12 protein-coding genes are annotated in these 17,512 nt (G+C 68.3%); 6 read left to right on the forward strand and 6 right to left on the reverse strand.

Features of this window, described 5'->3' with window-relative positions; all coding sequences use genetic code 11:
* The first annotated feature begins 8 nt into the window (after positions 1-8).
* The 5 genes from folC (at position 9) to C1925_RS04660 (ending at position 5,548) form a co-directional block, all read left to right on the forward strand.
* Positions 9-1,280: a bifunctional tetrahydrofolate synthase/dihydrofolate synthase gene (gene folC / locus C1925_RS04640; protein ID WP_108767874.1), complete on the forward strand. Its 1,272-nt coding sequence runs from the start codon at positions 9-11 to the stop codon at positions 1,278-1,280.
* A 79-nt stretch (positions 1,281-1,359) separates the two neighbouring features.
* The gene (locus C1925_RS04645; RefSeq protein ID WP_108767875.1) at positions 1,360-2,388 is read left to right on the forward strand and encodes an SPOR domain-containing protein; all 1,029 of its coding nucleotides are present in this window, start codon (positions 1,360-1,362) and stop codon (positions 2,386-2,388) included.
* Positions 2,389-2,434: 46 nt separating this feature from the next.
* Positions 2,435-3,187 (forward strand): CvpA family protein, encoded by a 753-nt coding sequence (locus C1925_RS04650; protein ID WP_254051383.1) that lies wholly within the window; start codon positions 2,435-2,437, stop codon positions 3,185-3,187.
* A 59-nt stretch (positions 3,188-3,246) separates the two neighbouring features.
* Positions 3,247-4,713: an amidophosphoribosyltransferase gene (purF, locus tag C1925_RS04655; RefSeq protein ID WP_108767876.1), complete on the forward strand. Its 1,467-nt coding sequence runs from the start codon at positions 3,247-3,249 to the stop codon at positions 4,711-4,713.
* A gap of 10 nt (positions 4,714-4,723) precedes the next feature.
* Complete coding sequence (locus C1925_RS04660) at positions 4,724-5,548, forward strand: ferritin-like domain-containing protein (protein ID WP_108767877.1); 825 nt, start codon at positions 4,724-4,726, stop codon at positions 5,546-5,548.
* A gap of 72 nt (positions 5,549-5,620) precedes the next feature.
* On the opposite strand, the gene C1925_RS04665 is transcribed toward C1925_RS04660, so the two are convergent.
* Positions 5,621-7,102, reverse strand: a complete 1,482-nt coding sequence (locus tag C1925_RS04665) for a DUF2235 domain-containing protein (protein WP_108767878.1) — start codon at positions 7,100-7,102, stop codon at positions 5,621-5,623.
* 226 nt (positions 7,103-7,328) lie between these two features.
* On the opposite strand from C1925_RS04665, the gene C1925_RS04670 reads away from it, so the two are divergent.
* Complete coding sequence (locus C1925_RS04670; protein ID WP_108767879.1) at positions 7,329-8,582, forward strand: zinc-dependent metalloprotease; 1,254 nt, start codon at positions 7,329-7,331, stop codon at positions 8,580-8,582.
* A gap of 94 nt (positions 8,583-8,676) precedes the next feature.
* Here the strand turns inward: C1925_RS04670 and lpxH are convergent, their stop codons facing one another.
* The 5 genes from lpxH to C1925_RS04695 all read right to left on the reverse strand — a co-directional run bounded on the left by lpxH (position 8,677) and on the right by C1925_RS04695 (position 17,440).
* Positions 8,677-9,423, reverse strand: a complete 747-nt coding sequence (gene lpxH, locus C1925_RS04675) for a UDP-2,3-diacylglucosamine diphosphatase (protein ID WP_108767880.1) — start codon at positions 9,421-9,423, stop codon at positions 8,677-8,679.
* 77 nt (positions 9,424-9,500) lie between these two features.
* Complete coding sequence (locus C1925_RS04680) at positions 9,501-10,040, reverse strand: phosphatase PAP2 family protein (protein ID WP_108767881.1); 540 nt, start codon at positions 10,038-10,040, stop codon at positions 9,501-9,503.
* Positions 10,021-11,166 carry a glycosyltransferase family 1 protein gene (locus tag C1925_RS04685; protein ID WP_108767882.1) on the reverse strand — a complete coding sequence of 382 codons (1,146 nt, stop codon included), beginning with the start codon at positions 11,164-11,166 and terminating at the stop codon, positions 10,021-10,023. The genes C1925_RS04680 and C1925_RS04685 overlap by 20 nt, the downstream gene beginning before the upstream one ends.
* Positions 11,167-11,289: 123 nt before the next feature.
* Positions 11,290-14,211, reverse strand: coding sequence for a TonB-dependent receptor (locus C1925_RS04690; protein WP_108767883.1), 2,922 nt, complete (start codon positions 14,209-14,211; stop codon positions 11,290-11,292).
* 322 nt (positions 14,212-14,533) lie between these two features.
* A complete protein-coding gene (locus tag C1925_RS04695) occupies positions 14,534-17,440 on the reverse strand; it encodes a TonB-dependent receptor (RefSeq protein ID WP_108767884.1) in 2,907 nt (968 codons plus the stop codon).
* Positions 17,441-17,512: the final 72 nt, after the last annotated feature.

The raw sequence follows: 17,512 nt of genomic DNA on the forward strand, positions 1-17,512 counted from the left end.
CCCCTGCCGTGACGAACATCCCGACCACCCTGGCCAACTGGCTGGACTACATTGAACGCCAGCACCCGGCGACCATCGACATGGGCCTGGAGCGCGTGCGCGCCGTGGCCACCGCGATGGGCCTAGGCGCACCGGCCGGGCACACCATCGTGGTCGGTGGCACCAACGGCAAGGGCTCCACGGTTGCTTTCATCGAGGCCATCGGCCGTGCCGCCGGCTGGAAGGTCGGCGCGTACACCTCGCCGCACCTGCTGCGTTACAACGAGCGGGTGCGCATCGATGGCCAGGACGTGGACGACGCCGCGCTCGTCGCGGCGTTCAATACGGTGGAAGCGGCGCGCGGTGACATCACCCTGACCTATTTCGAGTACGGCACGCTGGCCGCGTTGCAGCTGTTCGCCGATGCCGGGCTGGACCTGGCCGTGCTGGAAGTAGGTCTGGGCGGCCGCCTGGATGCGGTCAACATCATCGATGCCGACGTCTCGGTCATCACCACCGTGGACATCGACCATGCCGAGTGGCTGGGCGAGGACCGCGAGGCGATCGGCACCGAGAAGGCCGGCATCATCCGCGGCTGGAAGCCGGTGATCCTGGGCGAGACCGATCCGCCGTCCAGCGTGCTGGCGCGCGCCTACCTGGTGGGCGCCAATGCCATCCGCGGCGGCAGTGATTATTTCTACGAGCCGATCGACGCCCAGCGCTGGCGCTGGCGCGATGTCGGCCTGCGCATGGAACTGCCGAACCCGGCGCTGGCCGGCCCCATCCAGCTGGCCAATGCCGGTGCCGCCATTGCCGCGTTGCGCGCGCTGGACAAGCCGGTGCCGCGTGCCGCCTGGGCCGCGGGCATCGCTGCCGCGCGCATTGCCGGCCGCATGCAGGCCTTCGAGCGCGATGGCGTGCAGATCCGCGTGGACGTCGGCCACAACCCGCAGGCCGCAGGCCAGCTGGCGCGCGCGCTGAACGCCGAAGTGGCACCCGGCCGCACCCTGGCGGTGTACGCGGCGCTGCAGGACAAGGACGCCGTAGGCGTGGTGCAGGCGCTGCAGGACAGCGTCGCGCAGTGGACCCTGGCCGGCCTGGAAGGCCCGCGTGGGCAGACCGCGCAGCAGCTGCAGGCGCGCCTGGCCGATACGCCGGCCGCCACCGCCGCACTGGCCGACAGCGTCGAACAGGCGCTGCAGCAGGTGCTGGCCCAGGCCGGGCGCGGTGACCGGGTGCTGGTGTTCGGCTCGTTCCACACTGCTGCCGCCGCGCTGCAGTGGCTGCAGGACCACCCCTGATCCGCGTTCAGCCAGCGCCGACGCCGTCCGCTCCGGCACCCGTATAATCGACCCATCTCCGCCCTGTCGCCTGCCTCACGTGGATACGCCCCTGAAACAGCGTCTGATTGGTGCCATCGTCCTGGTGGCCTTGGCCGTGATTTTCCTGCCGATGCTGGTCAAGGGGCCTGCCCCGGACAGTGGCGTGGCCAATGTGCCGATCGCCGCGCCCGACGCGCCGGGCGATGGCCAGTTCGAAACCCGTGAGCTGCCGCTGGTCGCCCCGGCCGGTGGCGCCACCGGCCTGCAGAGCGGCCAGGCCAAGCCAGTCGAAGAGGCTGCCGCGCCGGCCACCCCGCCCACCGTCGATACCTCGCCGGCCGTCGCTGCCGGCAACTACGCGGTCACCTTCGGTGCCTACGGCAGCCAGGCCGATGCCGATGCCGTCATCGCCTACCTGAAGCGTTCCCAGCTGCCGGGCTTCACCGAAACCGCATCGATCAATGGTCGCCCGGCCTGGCGCGTGCGCGTGGGGCCGTATGCCGACCGCGCGCAGGCCGAAGCCGCGCGCCTGCAGGCCGTGAAGGTCCGCGGCGACGTGAAGGCTGAAGTGATCACCCTGGACGCCAGCACCGCGCCGTCTTCGGCCGTGGCGGCCACTCCGGCCGCACCCAGTGCCAGTACTCCGGTTGCTGCGCCGTCGCCGACGGCGGCCAGCAACCCGGTGCGCAGTGAAAGCCTGCCGGCCAGCACCCCGACCGCCGCAGCGCCGCCGGCCCCGAAGCCGGAAGCGCCCAAGCCGCAGCCCAAGCCGGAACCGACCAAGCCGAAGCCGGAAGCCACGGCCAGCAAGCCCGAGGCCCCGGCCACGCCGGCCGCTCCGGCTGCCAGCGGTGTCGGCTTCGCTGTACAGCTGGGCGCGTTCGGCCAGGCCAACGATGCCAATGCGCTGCGCGACAAGGTCCGCGCCGCCGGTTTCAGCGCCTTCGTCGAGCAGGTCCGCACCGAGAAGGGCACCCTGCACCGCGTGCGGGTCGGGCCGGTGGCCAACCGCGCCGACGCCGAACAGCTGAAGGCGCAGGTCGCCGCCAAGGTCGGCGTGGCCGGCATGGTGCGACCACACCCATGACCTGCCCGCAGCCCCGTTGCCAGCGCCGCCGAAGGAGCGGGGCGCCATGATCGACGTGGTGCTGCTGATCGTGATCGCCGCTTCGGCCCTGCTCGGGCTGCTGCGCGGCTTCGTGAGCATCGTCATCGGCACCGTCTCATGGCTGGTCGCCGCCTGGGCGGCCTTTGCCTTCGGCGGTGATGCTGCGCGCTGGTGGTCGGCCCCGGCCGCACCGGGCGGCGAGCACTTCATCGGTGGCTACCTGAGCGTCGGCATCGGCGTGATGCTGGTGGTCGCGGTCATCGGCATGGTCATCAAGCACATCGTCCATCGCAACATGCTGGGCAGCCTGGACCGCCTGCTGGGCGGGGTGCTGGGCACCGTGCGTGGCGGGCTGATCGCGGCCATCCTGTTGCTGGTGGGCAGCTTTACCCCGTTGACCGCCGAGTCGTCCTGGCGCAACTCCAGCCTGCGCCCGGTACTGAACCCGGCCGTGGCCTGGATGAACAGCAAGCTGCCGCACTGGGAGGTGCCGGGCGCCGATCTGCTGCCCAAGGCCTTGCCAGTGGACACTTTGTCCCCATCTGCGTTGATGGAAATGGGCAAGAACGCGGGCGGCGGGTTGGGCAAGCCGGGCGCGACAGGCGATAATGGCATCCTCAACCAGGTAGTGGCGGGCAGCGGATGGCTGCGGCCTGCGAAAGCGGAACAGGGCAGCGAACATGATCCGGCCGAAGTGCGCCCGGATGCCCCAGCACTGCCAGGCAACATCGAGCCGGACGATCCGGCCAACGTCGACCGCAGGCGCGGCGATCACTGAAGGCCAGGCATGGCCACCTTCCCTGTAACTGGGCGCATGCCCAGCGGAGACCTCGCACCATGTGTGGCATCGTCGGAATCGTCGGCAACCAGAACGTCGCCGGGCAGTTGTATGACGGCTTGACCGTCCTCCAGCATCGCGGCCAGGACGCGGCAGGCATCGCCACCGCCAGCGGCAGCCGCCTGCGGGTACAGAAGGCCACCGGCCTGGTCCGCGACGTGTTCGACGCCCGCACCATGTCCACCCTGGAAGGCAACATCGGCATCGCCCACGTGCGTTACCCGACTGCCGGTTCGGAAGGCATGGACGAGGCGCAGCCGTTCTACGTCAATTCGCCGTACGGCATCGCGCTGGCCCACAACGGCAACCTGATCAACACCGAAGACCTGCGTCGCCAGGTGTTCGAGCAGGACCGCCGCAACGTCAACACCGATTCGGACAGCGAAGTGCTGCTGAACGTGTTTGCCTACGAACTGGAACAGCAGCGCCAGCTCAGCCCGGAAGCAGCCATCCGTGCCGTCGCCGGCGTGCACCGCCGCTGCAAGGGCGGCTATGCGGTGGTCAGCGTAGTGCTGGGCCTGGGCCTGGTGGCCTTCCGCGATCCGCATGGCATCCGTCCGCTGGTGCTGGGCAAGCGCAGCCACGCCGAAGGCGATGAGTACATCGTGGCCTCCGAATCGGCCGCGCTGGACGTGCTGGGCTTCCAGCGCGTGCGCGACGTGCAGCCGGGCGAAGCGCTGGTGATCACCGCGCGTGGCGAGCTGTTCTCGGAGATCTGCGCCGAGCCGGCCGAGCACACCCCGTGCATCTTCGAGTACGTGTACTTCGCACGCCCCGATTCGATGATCGACAACGTGTCGGTGCACAAGGCGCGCATGCGCATGGGCATCAAGCTGGGCGAGAAGATCCTGCGCCTGCGCCCGGACCACGACATCGACACCATCATCCCGATCCCGGACACCTCGCGCGACGCCGCGCTGGAAATCTCCAACGTGCTCGGCGTGAAGTACCGCGAAGGCTTCATCAAGAACCGCTACATCGGCCGTACCTTCATCATGCCGGGGCAGGGTGAGCGGGTGAAGTCGGTGCGCCGCAAGCTCAACCCGATCCACCTGGAATTCCGCAACCGCGTGGTGCTGCTGGTGGACGACTCGATCGTGCGCGGCACCACCAGCCAGCAGATCGTGCAGATGGCCCGTGACGCAGGCGCGCGCAAGGTCTACCTGGCCAGCGCCGCGCCACCGGTGCGTTTCCCGAACATCTACGGCATCGACATGCCGGCGGCCGAGGAACTGGTCGCGCACAACCGCACGGTGGAAGAGATCGAAGCCCACCTGGGCTGCGACTGGCTGATCTACCAGGACATCGAGGACATGGAAGCGGCGGTGAGCGAAGGCAACACGGCGCTGCGCAGCTTCGATTCGTCGTGCTTCAACGGCCATTACCCGACGGGCATCGAGCCGGGCTACTTCGAGCGCATCCAGCAGCTGCGTTCGGACGACGCCAAGCACAAGCGCCGCGCCTGAGGCCCAGGCCGTGGTGGATGTACCCAACGTCGGTGGCGACCTGCTGCGCGCTGCGCAGCAGTGCCTCGCCGAAGCCGACCCGCTGCGCAAGGTCGCGCTGACCCAGGCCTATGCGGCCGCGTTCCGTGCCGGGCGCCTGAAGGTGCCCGCCGACGCGCCGCCGCCCGACGCGATCCGCATGCCCGGCCGTCCCGCGCAGCTGGTATTGGTGCACCCGCGGCAGGTGCCGCGTCGCGGGCTGGGCGGGGTGGAAGGCCGCGCTGCCTTCATCCACGCCATCGCCCATATCGAACTGAACGCGATCGACCTGGCCTGGGATGCGGTGTATCGCTTCCGTGGCCTGCCGGCGGCGTTCCATGCCGACTGGGTCAGCTGCGCCGATGATGAGTCCCGGCACTTCCTGCTGCTGCGCGAGCGGCTGCAGGTGCATGGCCACGAGTACGCCGATTTCCCCGCGCACAACGGCCTGTGGGAAATGTGCGAGAAGACCGCGCACGATGGCCTGGCGCGCATGGCGCTGGTGCCGCGCGTGCTGGAAGCCCGCGGGCTGGACGTGACGCCGGGCATGATCGAGAAGCTGCGCAATGTCGGCGACGCTGAAACTGCCGATGTGCTGGAAGTGATCCTGCGCGAGGAAGTGGCGCACGTCGCTGCCGGCTCGCGCTGGTACCGCTGGTACTGCGAACGTGCCGGCGTCGAACCGCGCGCACGCTTCAAGGAACTGCTGCTGGAATACGCCGGCGGCTACCTGCACGGCCCGTTCAACCTCGAAGCCCGCCTGCTGGCCGGTTTCGATGCCGACGAACTGGCCAATCTGATCGAACAGGCGGGTTGATCCGCGCCACGCATGCCGTGGATCTACTTCATCAGGCTGCACCAGTAGATCCACGCCATGCGTGGATGCTTTTCAGGCGTTGGGCAACACCACGCGCCTGCCATCCACGGTCGGCCGGTTGATGTAGAACAACCCCGGCCCGGGTCGATACGGCAACTCGCTCACCCCGGCATCGGCGGCATAGGTCAGCGCGGTGTCGCCCAGTGCATCGAAGTTCCAGTGCGCCGACTGCATCAGGTAGCGGCGGCGCAGCAGCGCTTCCTGCGTCGGGGTCAGTGCCTGGCCCTCCAGCAGCCGCCGCGCGATCGGCTGCAGTGCAGCGGGCAGCGCCCAGTCCGCCACGTCGGCGGCCTCGGCGGTCCACTGCACGCCGGCGTCGTGGGCCTGCCGCTGCATCACCTGCAGGGCGACCAGCTGGTAACGCCAGTCGATGGGCCGGCGCAGCACCACCGCTGCGGTCACGTACAGCACCGGGGCCAGCAGCACGCTGCGGCTGCCGGCACGGCGCTGCTGCTGCCACTGGTGCCAGACATCCACCCACACCTCCTTCTCATCCACGCCCAGCTGCTGCCGCCAGCGCTCGGCATCGGCCTGTGCTTCGGCGTACACCGTGGTCGCCTGCAGCTGCGCCAGTGAAGGTGTCTGGTAGTCGGGCACCGGCGGGCGGCGCAGCTGCTGCCGGCGCGGACGGCTCAACAGCTTCGGACCTTCCTCGGTCTGGTCGTAGCCACCGCCGATGTTGGCGTGCACGCCGGGCAGCACGATCTCGGCATGCGCCGGTGCCACCGTGGTCAGCGGGTAGTGCTGGCGGTGTTCATCGCGGGCCACCAGCTGCACCACGCGGCCGGCGATGCCCACAGGCAGGGCCAGCTGCGGCTGCTCGTCGGCGCGGCCGCCGCTGACCGCCACCACCGTGTCGAACAGGCCGATGAAGCGCAGCGCCGGGCGCTGCACTGCGAAATCCGCCGCGCATGCCAGGCCTGCCTGCAGGAGCAGCTGACGCCAGCGCGCGCCGTCCCACCCGCGCAGCTGGTTGGCGACATCGCGCGCCGCCGCTGCGCCCCGCGAGTAGCCGAACAGATCCACCTGCACGCTGTGCAGCGGGGTGTGCGCCTTGGCCGCGAGTGCGGCCAGGGCAGCCGGCAGCAGGACCTGCAACGCGCGCTGCACCTTCGCGCGCACGCCGCTGGCGCCCACGCCGAACGCAAGCCCGATCAGGTCATCCTCGGCATCGTCGCGGGTGCCGACGCCTTCGATGTAGATCGCCAGCGATGCGCCGACCCCGGGCGAGCGCCGGCTGTCCGGGTACAGCTGGTACAGCCGGGTGATGTTGGTGGTGCCGTTGTCGTAGCTGCTGGTCAGCCGGCTCTGGTAGGTCGAGTCGTCGTCGGCACGCAGCAGGGCAGGGCGCGGCTGCGGGGCCTGCGGACGCCCGCGTGCGAGGTTGTGCGCGTTGTTGCGGGTGCCGTCGAAGAACATGCCGATGTGCAGCACGCCGATGCGCCGCACGCCGGGATCGGCGTCGGTGTCTGCCTGGTGCTGGCCTGGTGCCATGTGCATTCCCCGTCGTGGCCACGTCACGGTGGCGCGAAAGCTGCGTGTTGGCGAAGTGTACTGCCGCTTTTTACCTGACTGAACGCTGCTGCGCTCCATCACAGATCCGGATTCCCACAGGCATCTTCTATTGAATTCACATGCGCCGGACGGGTCGAATGGCCAGACCCGGCAAACCGGGTCGTGATGCATCAAGGCTGTCCACCTCACTTCAGGAGCGACCAGAATGATGTCCAGATCGATGGGTAGAACGGCGGTTGGCGTGTTGTTGGGCCTTTCGGTGGCGGCGGCGGCCAGTGCCGCGCCGTTGTTTGAACCGGTGACCATCCTCAGCCGCGTTTCGGCCGGCAGTGATCCCGCGCTGGCCCGGCTGCTGTCCACGCCGTCCACCGCCACCGTGCAGGAAGTACGCATCGATGCGGCCGCCACCTCGCAGCCGCAGCTGGAATTCGAGCTGCTGGGACAGAAGGTGCAGGCGATCCGCAGCAAGGTCGAGTCACTGCCCGATGGCGGCAGCGTCTGGTACGGGCAGATCCGCACGCCCTCCGACCGTCTGCAGAAGGCCACCTCCAACGGCCAGGACGACCCGGGCAATTCGCTGATCGTGGTGCGCTCGGGCAACACCCTCACCGGCTCGATCCGCAAGGACGGCAAGCTGTACCGCCTGCGTCCACTGGGCGACCGCCATATCCTGGTGGCGGTGGATGAAACCCGGATGCCGGCCGATCATCCGGCCGACTACAACCAGCTGCCGAAGATTCCGATGGGGGACAGTGAACGCCTCGGCATCGCCCAGGCCTCGTCGGGCACGCCGGCCACCATCCGCGTGCTGGTGGTGGCCACCAATGCGGCGGTGGCGGCCTACGGCGGCAACATGCAGTCGCTGGTGCAGCTGGCAGTGGCCGAATCCAACCAGGGGTATGCCAACAGCAACGTCGGCATCACCATGCAGCTGGCCGGTTATGAAACCACCAGCTACACCGAGTCGGGCAACTTCACCACCGACCTCACCCGCTTCCGCAACACCAGCGACGGTTACATGGACAGCATCCATGCCAGCCGCAACGCCACCACGGCGGATGTCGGCGTGCTGCTGATCAACAACACCAGCTACTGCGGCCTGGCCTCGGGCATTGGTTCAACCGCGGCGACGGCGTTCGCGGCGGTGTACTGGGACTGCGCGACGGGCTACTACTCCTTCGCGCACGAGATCGGCCACCTGCAGAGTGCCCGGCATGACATCGCCAACGATCCGAGCACCTCGCCGTATGCGTTCGGCCACGGCTACCGTTACGAGCCGGCCAGCGGTACCGGCTGGCGCACGATCATGGCCTATGACTGCACCCGTGGCTGCCCGCGCCTGAACTACTGGTCCAACCCGAACATCAGCTACAACGGCATCCCGATGGGCATTGCCAGTTCGGCCGACAACCAGCGCGTACTGGTCACCACCAAGCAGACGGTGGCCGGCTTCCGCTGAGGCGGCTACCGGATGGCACCCGCCGACCAAGGTCGGCGTCTACCGGCCTGCGCGCTCTGGTAGATGCCAACCTTGGTGGGCACCCGGCAATCCGTCATTCGCGCTTGAGCGAATCCAGGCGCCAGCCGTCGGCATCCACGCGCAGGACCGAACCCTGTTCGTACCAGTCGCCCAGCACGATGCGGGTGCAGCTGCGGCCGCCGGCCTGCAGCGTGTGGATGGCCGGGCGATGGGTGTGGCCGTGGATCATCGTGTCCACGCCATGGCGCACGAAAGTCGCCTCGACTTCGGCCGGGGCCACGTCGGTGACCGTCTCGAACTGCGCGCGGTCACCCTGCTTCATTTCCGACTGGCGTGCCTGGCTGGCATCGCGCGCCTTCTGCGCGAACGCGATGCGCGCGGCCAGCGGCTGCGACAGGAACTGCGCCTGGAACATCGGGTCGCGGGTCTGCGCGCGGAACTGCTGATAGGGGATGTCATCGGTGCACAGCAGGTCGCCGTGCTGCAGCATCACCGCACGGCCGTACAGCTCGATCACGCACGGGTCGGGCAGGATGCGCAGGCCGGCGCGGCGGGCGTAGTCTTCGCCCAGCAGGAAATCGCGGTTGCCACGCATGAAGAACACCGGCACGCCGCTGTCGGACAGCACCTTCAGCGCATCGGCCACCGCATCGGCGGCCGGCGAAGGCGTGTCATCGCCGATCCAGGCTTCGAACAGGTCGCCCAGGATGTACAGCGCGTCCGCGCCGGGCGCGTCCTCGCGCAGGAAGCGCAGGAACAGGTCGGTGATGGCTGGACGGCTGGGGTCCAGGTGCAGATCGGAAATGAACAGCGTCGTCATGCAGTCATTCTAGGGCATCGGCTCGCCGCGTCGGGGTCAGATCCCTTTCCTGCGGAAAGGGCTCTGACCCCTGGGGGCTACACCGGCAGCGGCAGCCAGGCCAGGCTGGCCGCGGCCAGCAGCGCGGCGATGCCGGTGGCGGCCAGCACGTCGCTCGGGTAGTGCAGGCCCAGCACCACGCGCGACAGGCCCACGCCGAAGGTGAAGGGCACCAGCAACGGCGCCAGCCACGGGTAGTAGGCCAGCGCCACGATGGTGAACGACACCGCGTGCAGGGTGTGCCCGGAAGGGAAGCTGAACTCGTCCAGCGGTGCCACCCAGGCGCGGATGCGCAGGTCGGCCGCGTACGGGCGCGGGCGCCGGGTCCAGCGCTTCAGGCCCTTGTACAGCAGCAGGGCGGCCAGGCCGGTGGCGGCCATGTGCACCGACGCGCGCAGGCCGTCGAAGCCATCGACCAGCACCAGTGCGCCCATCAGCACGTACCAGAACACGCCATCACCCAGCCGGCTGATGACCGAGAACAGGCGGCGCACGCGGCGGCGCCGGCAGTAGTGGTTTGCCCGGCGGCACAGCCGTGCTTCGCGGCCGGCCAGTCCTTCAAGCGGCGTTGTGCGCATGTCCGGTCCTCCGTGCCTGGGCCAGTTCGGCCAGCAGCGTTTCGAATTCGGCCACCACCTGCTGCGGGTGCAGGCGCTTCATCGCGCGGGCGGCGTTGCTGCCCAGCTCGCGGCGTAGCACATCGTCGCTGGCCAGCTGCACGGCTGCCTCGACGAACGCCTCGTCGGTATCCACCGCCGCGCCGTTTTCACCATTGCGCAGGTACTCGCGCGCGGCGCCGTAATCGAAGGCCACCGTGGCCAGGCCGCAGGCCATGCTTTCCAGAGTCACGTTGCCGAACGTCTCGCTGCGGCTGGGGAACAGGAACAGGTCGCCGCTGGCGAAGTGGCGGGCCAGGGCGTCGCCGCGCTGGATGCCGCAGAAGATGAAATCCGGATTCTCGTGGGCCAGCTTCTCGCGCGCCGGGCCTTCGCCGACGAACACGAAGCGCGCTTTCGGCCGCACCTGCTGCAGGCGGCGGAAGGCCTTCACCGCCAGGCCGAGGTTCTTCTCGGCGGCGATGCGGCCGACGTAGATGGCGACCAGGCCGTTGCCGTCGACGCCCCATTCCTCGCGCAGGGCGGGATCGCGCCGGCTGGGTTCGAACTGCTGGCTGTCGACGGCGCGGGCCAGCAGGCGCACCCGCTCGAAGCCCTGGTCGGTAAGGAACTGCTGCAGTTCGCGGGTCGGCACCAGGGTGGCATCGGCCTGGTTGTGGAAGCGACGCATCCAGCGCATCGCCGCCGTCTGCAGCCAGGCCACGCCATAGTCGGGCAGGTACTCGTCGAAGCGGGTGTGGAAGCCGGTCGCCACCGGGATGCCGAGGCGGCGGGCGGTGCGCAGCGCCGACCAGCCCAGCGGGCCTTCGGTGGCGATATAGACCGCATCGGGGCGCTGCTGCTGCCAGTGCCGGCCAAGCCGGATCGGCGCGGGCAGGCCGAAGCGCAGGCCGGGGTAGCGGGGCAGGGCGGCGCCCGGCACCAGCAGCGTGCCGGGCGCCGCGTCCAGTGCTTCACTGGCCTGTCGTGGACGGATCAGGTCGACCTCATGCCCGGACGCGCGCAGGCCCTGCTCCAGGCCCTGCACGGTGAGCGCGACGCCGTTGACTTCCGGCGGATAGGTCTCGGTGACAATGGCATGGCGCATGGCGGGCCTCCGGTTTTCCGGCATGCTCGGCCCTGCCCATGTAGTGGTTGTGACCACATTGCGACCGTCGTATGACGGCCGCGCCGGCCGGCGGAGCACGGCCCCGAAGGGCCGTGCCGTGGATCAGAAGCGCTGCTGGTACTTCATGTAGATGAAGCGGCCGATGTCATAGCCACCGTAGTAGGAGAAGTTGGCGCTCGGCTGGGTGTACATGATCGGGCCGTACTTCTCGAACACGTTGTTGGCACCGACCGAGACGGTGGCGTCCCACGGCAGCGAGTAGCGGACCTGCACGTCGTGGAAGGTGGTCGAGCCGCGGCGGTTGTAGTCGCGCACGCCGCTGTACCACGGGGCCTGCTGGCCCGGGTGCGAGCATTCATCGGCATGCAGGCGCGGGCTGAAGCACTGTTCCTTCACCGCCGAGTAGTAGCGCAGGCCCCAGTTGATGCCGAAGTTGCCGCGCTCCCAGTCCAGCGACAGGTTGGAACGGGTACGGAAGCCGATGCCGCTCGCGCCGGCCAGACCATTGCCGGGTGTCGGCACGACGTCCGCGTCATTGGTGCTGCGTTCCAGCGCCGACACCACGTAGGTGCTCTTCCAGTCGGTGCGCAGGGTGCCCCAGTCGGTTTCCCAGCGATGGCTCAGTTCCAGGTCGTAGCCTTCGGTTTCGCGGAAGCCGCTGTTGCGCACGCCGTAAGTCAGCCTGTCGACGATGCCCAGCACCGGGTCGCGGGTGAAGCCGGCACAGCGCTCGGAGATGCCCAGTTCATAGCAGTCGCGCAGCATGTCGTTGGGGTGGTCGGCGACGATGGTGTTGTCGATGCGGATCCTCCACCAGTCCAGCGCGACGTTCAGGCCGGGCGCGAAGCCCGGGCTCCAGACCACGCCAAGGGTGCGGCTGGTGGCGGTTTCCGGCTGCAGGTCGGGGTTGGAGCCGTTGGTGAACGGCAGCGGGGTCTGGCCACTGCTGCTTTCAATCGGCACGTTGCCCTGGCCCAGCTGGCGGTAGCTGTCGGCGTTGGCGATGTCGGCCGCGCAGCGCGCACGCACGGCCGGGCTGCTGGCGGCGGCGCCGTGCACCGTGTCGCAGGGATCGCGGAAGCCGGTGGTGAAAGTCTGCGAACCGCCGCCATACAGATTGGCGATCGTCGGCGAGCGGAAGCCCTGTGCCCAGGTGCCGCGCAGCAGCACCTGCTCGATGGGTTTCCAGGTGAAGCCGAACTTGCTGTTGAGGGTGTCGCCGAAGGTGCTGTAATCCGAATAGCGGGTGGCGGCATTGACGGTGAGCTCGTGCGCCGCGGGCAGGTCGCGCAGCAGCGGCACGCTCAGCTCCAGGTAGGCCTCATCCACCCGGTAGCCGCCGCCGGTCGGCCCCGCGGCGAGGTTGGTGGTGGCGCCGGTCTGGGCCAGCGGGTCGGGAATGAAGCGGCCGTCCTCGCGGCGGCTCTCCAGGCCCACGGCCATGCCGAGGTCGCCGGCCGGCAGGGTCAGCACGGTGCCGCTCAGGGTGGCGAACAGGTTGCGGCTGGTGGTGCGGCCGCGGCTGATCTCCTCGGGGAACAGCCAGTCCATCAGGGCCTGGTTGCCCGCCAGGCCATTGGCGTCATGCTGGCCATGGGGCACCAGCGGATTCCACGGCATGCAGCCGGCCACCGGTGCGCCCGGCGTACCGCATTCGACCTTGCCGGTCGCGGCGTTGTAGAACGACGGGCCGGTGGCATCCTCGACGCGCTGCTTGTGCAGGTTGCCGGTCGCGCGCTGGGTCAGTTCGCTGCGGTTGTACTGGTAGCCCGCTTCCCAGTCGAAGCCGTGCGCGCCCACTTCGAAGCTGCCCTCGAACGCGGCCACGCCCTGCCAGGTGGTGAGGTCGCTGACGCTCACGCGCGGGACTTCCCAGAGGCGCCGGTTCCAGTTCACGTCGCTGGGTGCCTGGTAGCCGTGGTGGCTGCCGAACGGATTGAACCAGCTGTCCTTCGACATCGGATTGATGCCCGCGGCGCCGGACTGGAACGGGTAGCCGGCGATCTGCCGGGTGGTCTCGCGTCGGTTGTAGGCCAGCTGGGTGTTGAAGTGCAGCGCATCGGTCAGCGCCACGCGGCCATCGACGAAGATCGAATCGCGCTTGATCGGCGTCTGCACATGCATCTGCTCGTTGCTGTTGCTGACATCGCCGGTGAACGGCGTGTCGTCGCTCAGGTGGAAGCTGCCCGGGCCACCGGGCGCAGCACCACGATCCAGCGAGTAGCTGCAGCCACGGCTGCTGGCGCAGCCCGGGCCATTGAAGCCGGTGATGCGGCCCCACTGGCCGACCGAGGTCCAGCCATCGGCAGGATGGCGGTCGGTGTTGGTGTAGGCGCTGAACCAGCGATCGCGGGCCCACACGCCTTTCTCCTCGACGTGCTCGGCGGCGAAGCTGATCGAGGCGCGGTCGTTGGACCACCCGCCCACCACGTCGTACTGCGTGCGGGCGCCGTCGCCCTGGCTGTACTGGCCCTGGTAGATGCTGGCGCGGAGGCCTTCCACGTTGCGGCGGGTGATGATGTTGACCACGCCGGCCATCGCATCGGAACCATAGATGGCCGATGCGCCGTCCTTGAGCACTTCCATGCGTTCGACGGCCGCAGCAGGCAGGGTGGAAATATCCTGCAGGCCGCCGGTGGTCATGCCCATGCGCTTGCCGTTGACCAGCACCAGGGTGCGTTGTGCGCCCAGCCCGCGCATGTCCACGAAGCTGCCGCCGGCGGCCTCGCCCGCCGACAACGGACTGGCGCGGCTGGCGGCGGGGCTGCCCATCGCGGTCAGGTTCTGCAGGATGTCGGCCACCGAGTTGAAGCCCTGGCGTTCGATGTCGGCGCGGCTGATGGTCAGCACCGGCTGCGCGGTTTCCAGGTCGACCTGGCGGATGCGCGAACCGGTGATCTCGATGCGGTCCAGCGTGGTCGGGGCGGCGGAATCCTGGGCCAGTGCGGGCAGGGTGGCGGCGGTGCCGGCCGTGGCCAGCGCACAGCGGATCGCCCAACCCAACGGGGAGGTGCTCGGCGTCATGCAGTCTCTCTCTCTATGTGTGGAAACGGACACCCGAAGCGCGGGCCTGTCCGGCCGCCACGACCTGCGTCGCGACGGCATCCCACTAACGCGCAGGGTTCAAATTCCGTAAAGGCGGAAAGCGACCACACACCGCACCAGGAGTGTCGTGTTCCGCGTTACCTGCGCACGTTCAATGCCTTGCGCGCGCTGCAGCGCAGAAAGACAGGCCCGGGAAGAGCACGAAGCCGCCTCGCCAGTGCAGCGCAGAGCAGTTCATTGGCGACAAAAAAAACCACGGCCCCGAAGGGCCGTGGTCGTGGTGTTGCGGCGGCGCGATGGATCAGAAGCGCTGCTGGTACTTCATGTAGACGAAGCGGCCGATGTCGTAGCCACCGTAGTACGAGAACACCGAGTTCGGCTTGGTGTACATCACCGGGCCGTACTTCTCGAACACGTTGTTGGCGCCGACCGACACGGTGGCATCCCACGGCAGGCTGTAGCGGAACTGCACGTCGTGGAAGGTGACCGAACCACGTTCGTTGTAGTTGCGGGTACCGGCGTACCACGGTGCGCGCACGCCCGGATCGGAGCACTCGTCCGGATGCGCGCTGACGCTCAGGCACTGCTCCTTGACGCCGGAGTAGTAACGCGCGGTCCAGGTGACGCCGAAGTTGCCCAGGTCCCAGCCCACGGTCAGGTTGGAGCGCACGCGGAAGCCGCTGCCGATGCCGTTGGTCGGGGTCGGCACCACGGTGGTGTCGTTGGTCGAGCGGAAGATGTTCGAGCTGACGTAGGTGGTCGACCAGGCGCTGCTGAACTTGCCGTACGAATCGGTATCCCAGCGATAGGTCACGTCCATGTCGTAACCTTCGGTTTCCAGGAAGCCGGCGTTACGGTTGCCGTAGGTCAGCTTGTTGACGATGCCGTTGACCGGATCACGGGTGAACTGTGCGCAGCGCGAGGTCACGCCCTGCTCATAGCAGTCGATCAGGATCTGGTTCGGGCTGTCGGCAACGATGGTGTTGTCGATGCGGATCTTCCACCAGTCCAGCGAGGCGTTGAAGTTCGGGATGAAGCTCGGGCTCCACACCAGGCCCAGCGTCTTGCTCTTGGAGGTTTCCGGCTGCAGCAGCGGGTTGGAGCCGCTGGTGAACGGCACCGGGGTCTGGTCGGTGCTGCTGGTGATCGGCACCAGGCCCTGCTTCAGCTGGCGGTAGTTGTTGGCATCGGCGATGTCGCGGGCGCAGCGGGCACGCACTTCGGCGCTGGTGCGCGAAGCGCCGTACACGGTGTCGCAGGGATCGGCGTAACCGGTGGTGAAGGTTTCCGAACCGCCACCGTACAGGTCATTGATGGTCGGCGCGCGGAAGCCTTCGGCCCAGGTACCACGGACCAGCAGCTGGTCCAGCGGCTTCCACTTGAAGCCGAACTTGCTGTTGAGCGTGTTGCCGAAGGTGTCGTAGTCGGAGAAGCGGGTCGCTGCGTTCAGCGACAGCTCCTTCGCGCCCGGCAGGTCGGCCAGCAGCGGCGCATTCAGCTCCAGGTAGGCTTCGTTGACGCGGTAGCCGCCACCGGTCGGGCCCGAGGCCAGGTTGGTGGTGGCGCCGGTCTGGGCCAGGGCATCGGGAATGAACTCACCGGTTTCCTTGCGGTTTTCCAGGCCGAATGCAAAGCCCAGGTCACCGCCCGGCAGGGTCACGATGCTGCCCGCGATGGAGGCGAAGAAGTTCTTGCCGACGGTCTTGCCGGAGGAATCTTCGGCCGGCATCAGGTAGTCGATCAGCGCCTGGTTGCCGGTCAGGCCGTACGGACTGACCACGCCTGCGGCGACCAGCGGATTCCAGACCATGCAGTTGGCGATCGGCGCGGCAGCGGTGCCGCACTCGACCTTGCCGGTGGCAGCGTTGTAGTACGACGGGCCGACCGCGTTCTTCACGCGTTCCTTGTGCAGGTTGCCGGTGGCGTGCTGGCGCAGCTCGTTCTTGTTGTACTGGTAGCCCACTTCCCAGTCGAAGAAGCGCTCACCGATATCGAACGAACCACCGAAGGCGGCCACGGCACGGTAGGTCTTCAGCGAGCTGTCGCTGACGCGCGGCACTTCCCAGGTGCGGTGGTTCCAGGCCACGGCGGTCGGGGTGGCGTAACCGTGCTGGCTGCCGAACGGGTTGAAGTAGCTGTTGACCGACATCGCGCCGATGCCGGCGGTGGACGACTGCAGCGGATAACCGGCGATCTGGCGGCTCGAGTCACGCTTGTTGTAGCCCAGCTGCGTGCTGAAGTGGATCGCATCGGTGATGTTCAGGCGGCCATCGACGAACACCGAATCCCGCTTCAGCGGATAGTTCAGGTGCATCTGCTCGTTGGTGTTGCTGACATCGCCGTCCGGGGCATTCGGATTGGTGATGTGGTAGTTGGCCGGGTTCAGCGGGTCACTGCCGCGGTTGAGCGAGTAGCCGCAGCTGGTGGCGGCGCAGCCCGGGCCCTTCAGGCCGGTGATCTGGCCGTACTGGCTGACGGTGGTCCAGCCTTCGGTCGGATGGCGGTCGGTGTTGCCGAAGGCGCTGAACCAGCGGTCCTTGGCCCACACGGCCTTTTCTTCGGCGTGTTCGGCCGAGATGGTGATCGAGCCGCGGTCGTTGGACCAGCCGGCGACCACGTCGATGCGGTCACGGCCGCCGTCGCCCTGGCTGTACTGGCCGTGGTAGACGTTGGCGGTCACGCCGGTCACGTCATGGCGGGTGATGATGTTGACCACGCCGGCCATGGCGTCGGAGCCGTAGATGGCCGAGGCGCCGTCCTTCAGCACTTCGATGCGCTCGACGGCCGACACCGGCAGGGTCGAGATGTCCTGGTAGCCGGAGGTGCTGATGCCCAGACGCTTGCCGTTGACCAGCACCAGGGTGCGCTGGGTACCCAGGTTGCGCATGTCGATGTAGGTACCACCGGCGTTCTCACCGGCGGTCAGCACGTTGGCGCGGCTGATGGTCGGGCTGCCCATCGCGGTGACGTTCTGCAGGATGTCGGACACCGAGGCGAAGCCCTGGCGCTCGATATCGGTGCGCGAGATCGCCAGCACCGGGTTCGCGCTTTCCACGTCGACCTGGCGGATGCGCGAGCCGGTGATTTCGATGCGGTCGAGGGTCGTGGGGGCGCCGTCCTGGGCGAATGCGGGCAGCGCAATGGTTGCGGTGCCGACGATCAGGGCCTGGCGGATCGCCTTGCCCAGCACGGTGGTGCGTGAAGTCATCGCGTCTCTCTCTCTGTGAAGCTGTGGGCGTAGGGCCAAAGGGGCCCTGCAAATAGCGGTTCGGGTCGAAGC

It is taken from the genome of Stenotrophomonas sp. SAU14A_NAIMI4_5 (assembly GCF_003086795.1).
Classification (GTDB): domain Bacteria; phylum Pseudomonadota; class Gammaproteobacteria; order Xanthomonadales; family Xanthomonadaceae; genus Stenotrophomonas.

Excerpts from the sequence above, each read along its gene's own strand:
- C1925_RS04650 (WP_254051383.1), top strand. The coding sequence starts at position 2,435 with ATGATCGACGTGGTGCTGCTGATCGTGATCGCCGCTTCGGCCCTGCTC.
- purF (WP_108767876.1), top strand. The coding sequence starts at position 3,247 with ATGTGTGGCATCGTCGGAATCGTCGGCAACCAGAACGTCGCCGGGCAG.
- C1925_RS04665 (WP_108767878.1), bottom strand. The coding sequence starts at position 7,102 with ATGGCACCAGGCCAGCACCAGGCAGACACCGACGCCGATCCCGGCGTG.
- C1925_RS04670 (WP_108767879.1), top strand. The coding sequence starts at position 7,329 with ATGATGTCCAGATCGATGGGTAGAACGGCGGTTGGCGTGTTGTTGGGC.
- lpxH (WP_108767880.1), bottom strand. The coding sequence starts at position 9,423 with ATGACGACGCTGTTCATTTCCGATCTGCACCTGGACCCCAGCCGTCCA.
- C1925_RS04680 (WP_108767881.1), bottom strand. The coding sequence starts at position 10,040 with ATGCGCACAACGCCGCTTGAAGGACTGGCCGGCCGCGAAGCACGGCTG.
- C1925_RS04685 (WP_108767882.1), bottom strand. The coding sequence starts at position 11,166 with ATGCGCCATGCCATTGTCACCGAGACCTATCCGCCGGAAGTCAACGGC.
- C1925_RS04690 (WP_108767883.1), bottom strand. The coding sequence starts at position 14,211 with ATGACGCCGAGCACCTCCCCGTTGGGTTGGGCGATCCGCTGTGCGCTG.
- C1925_RS04695 (WP_108767884.1), bottom strand. The coding sequence starts at position 17,440 with ATGACTTCACGCACCACCGTGCTGGGCAAGGCGATCCGCCAGGCCCTG.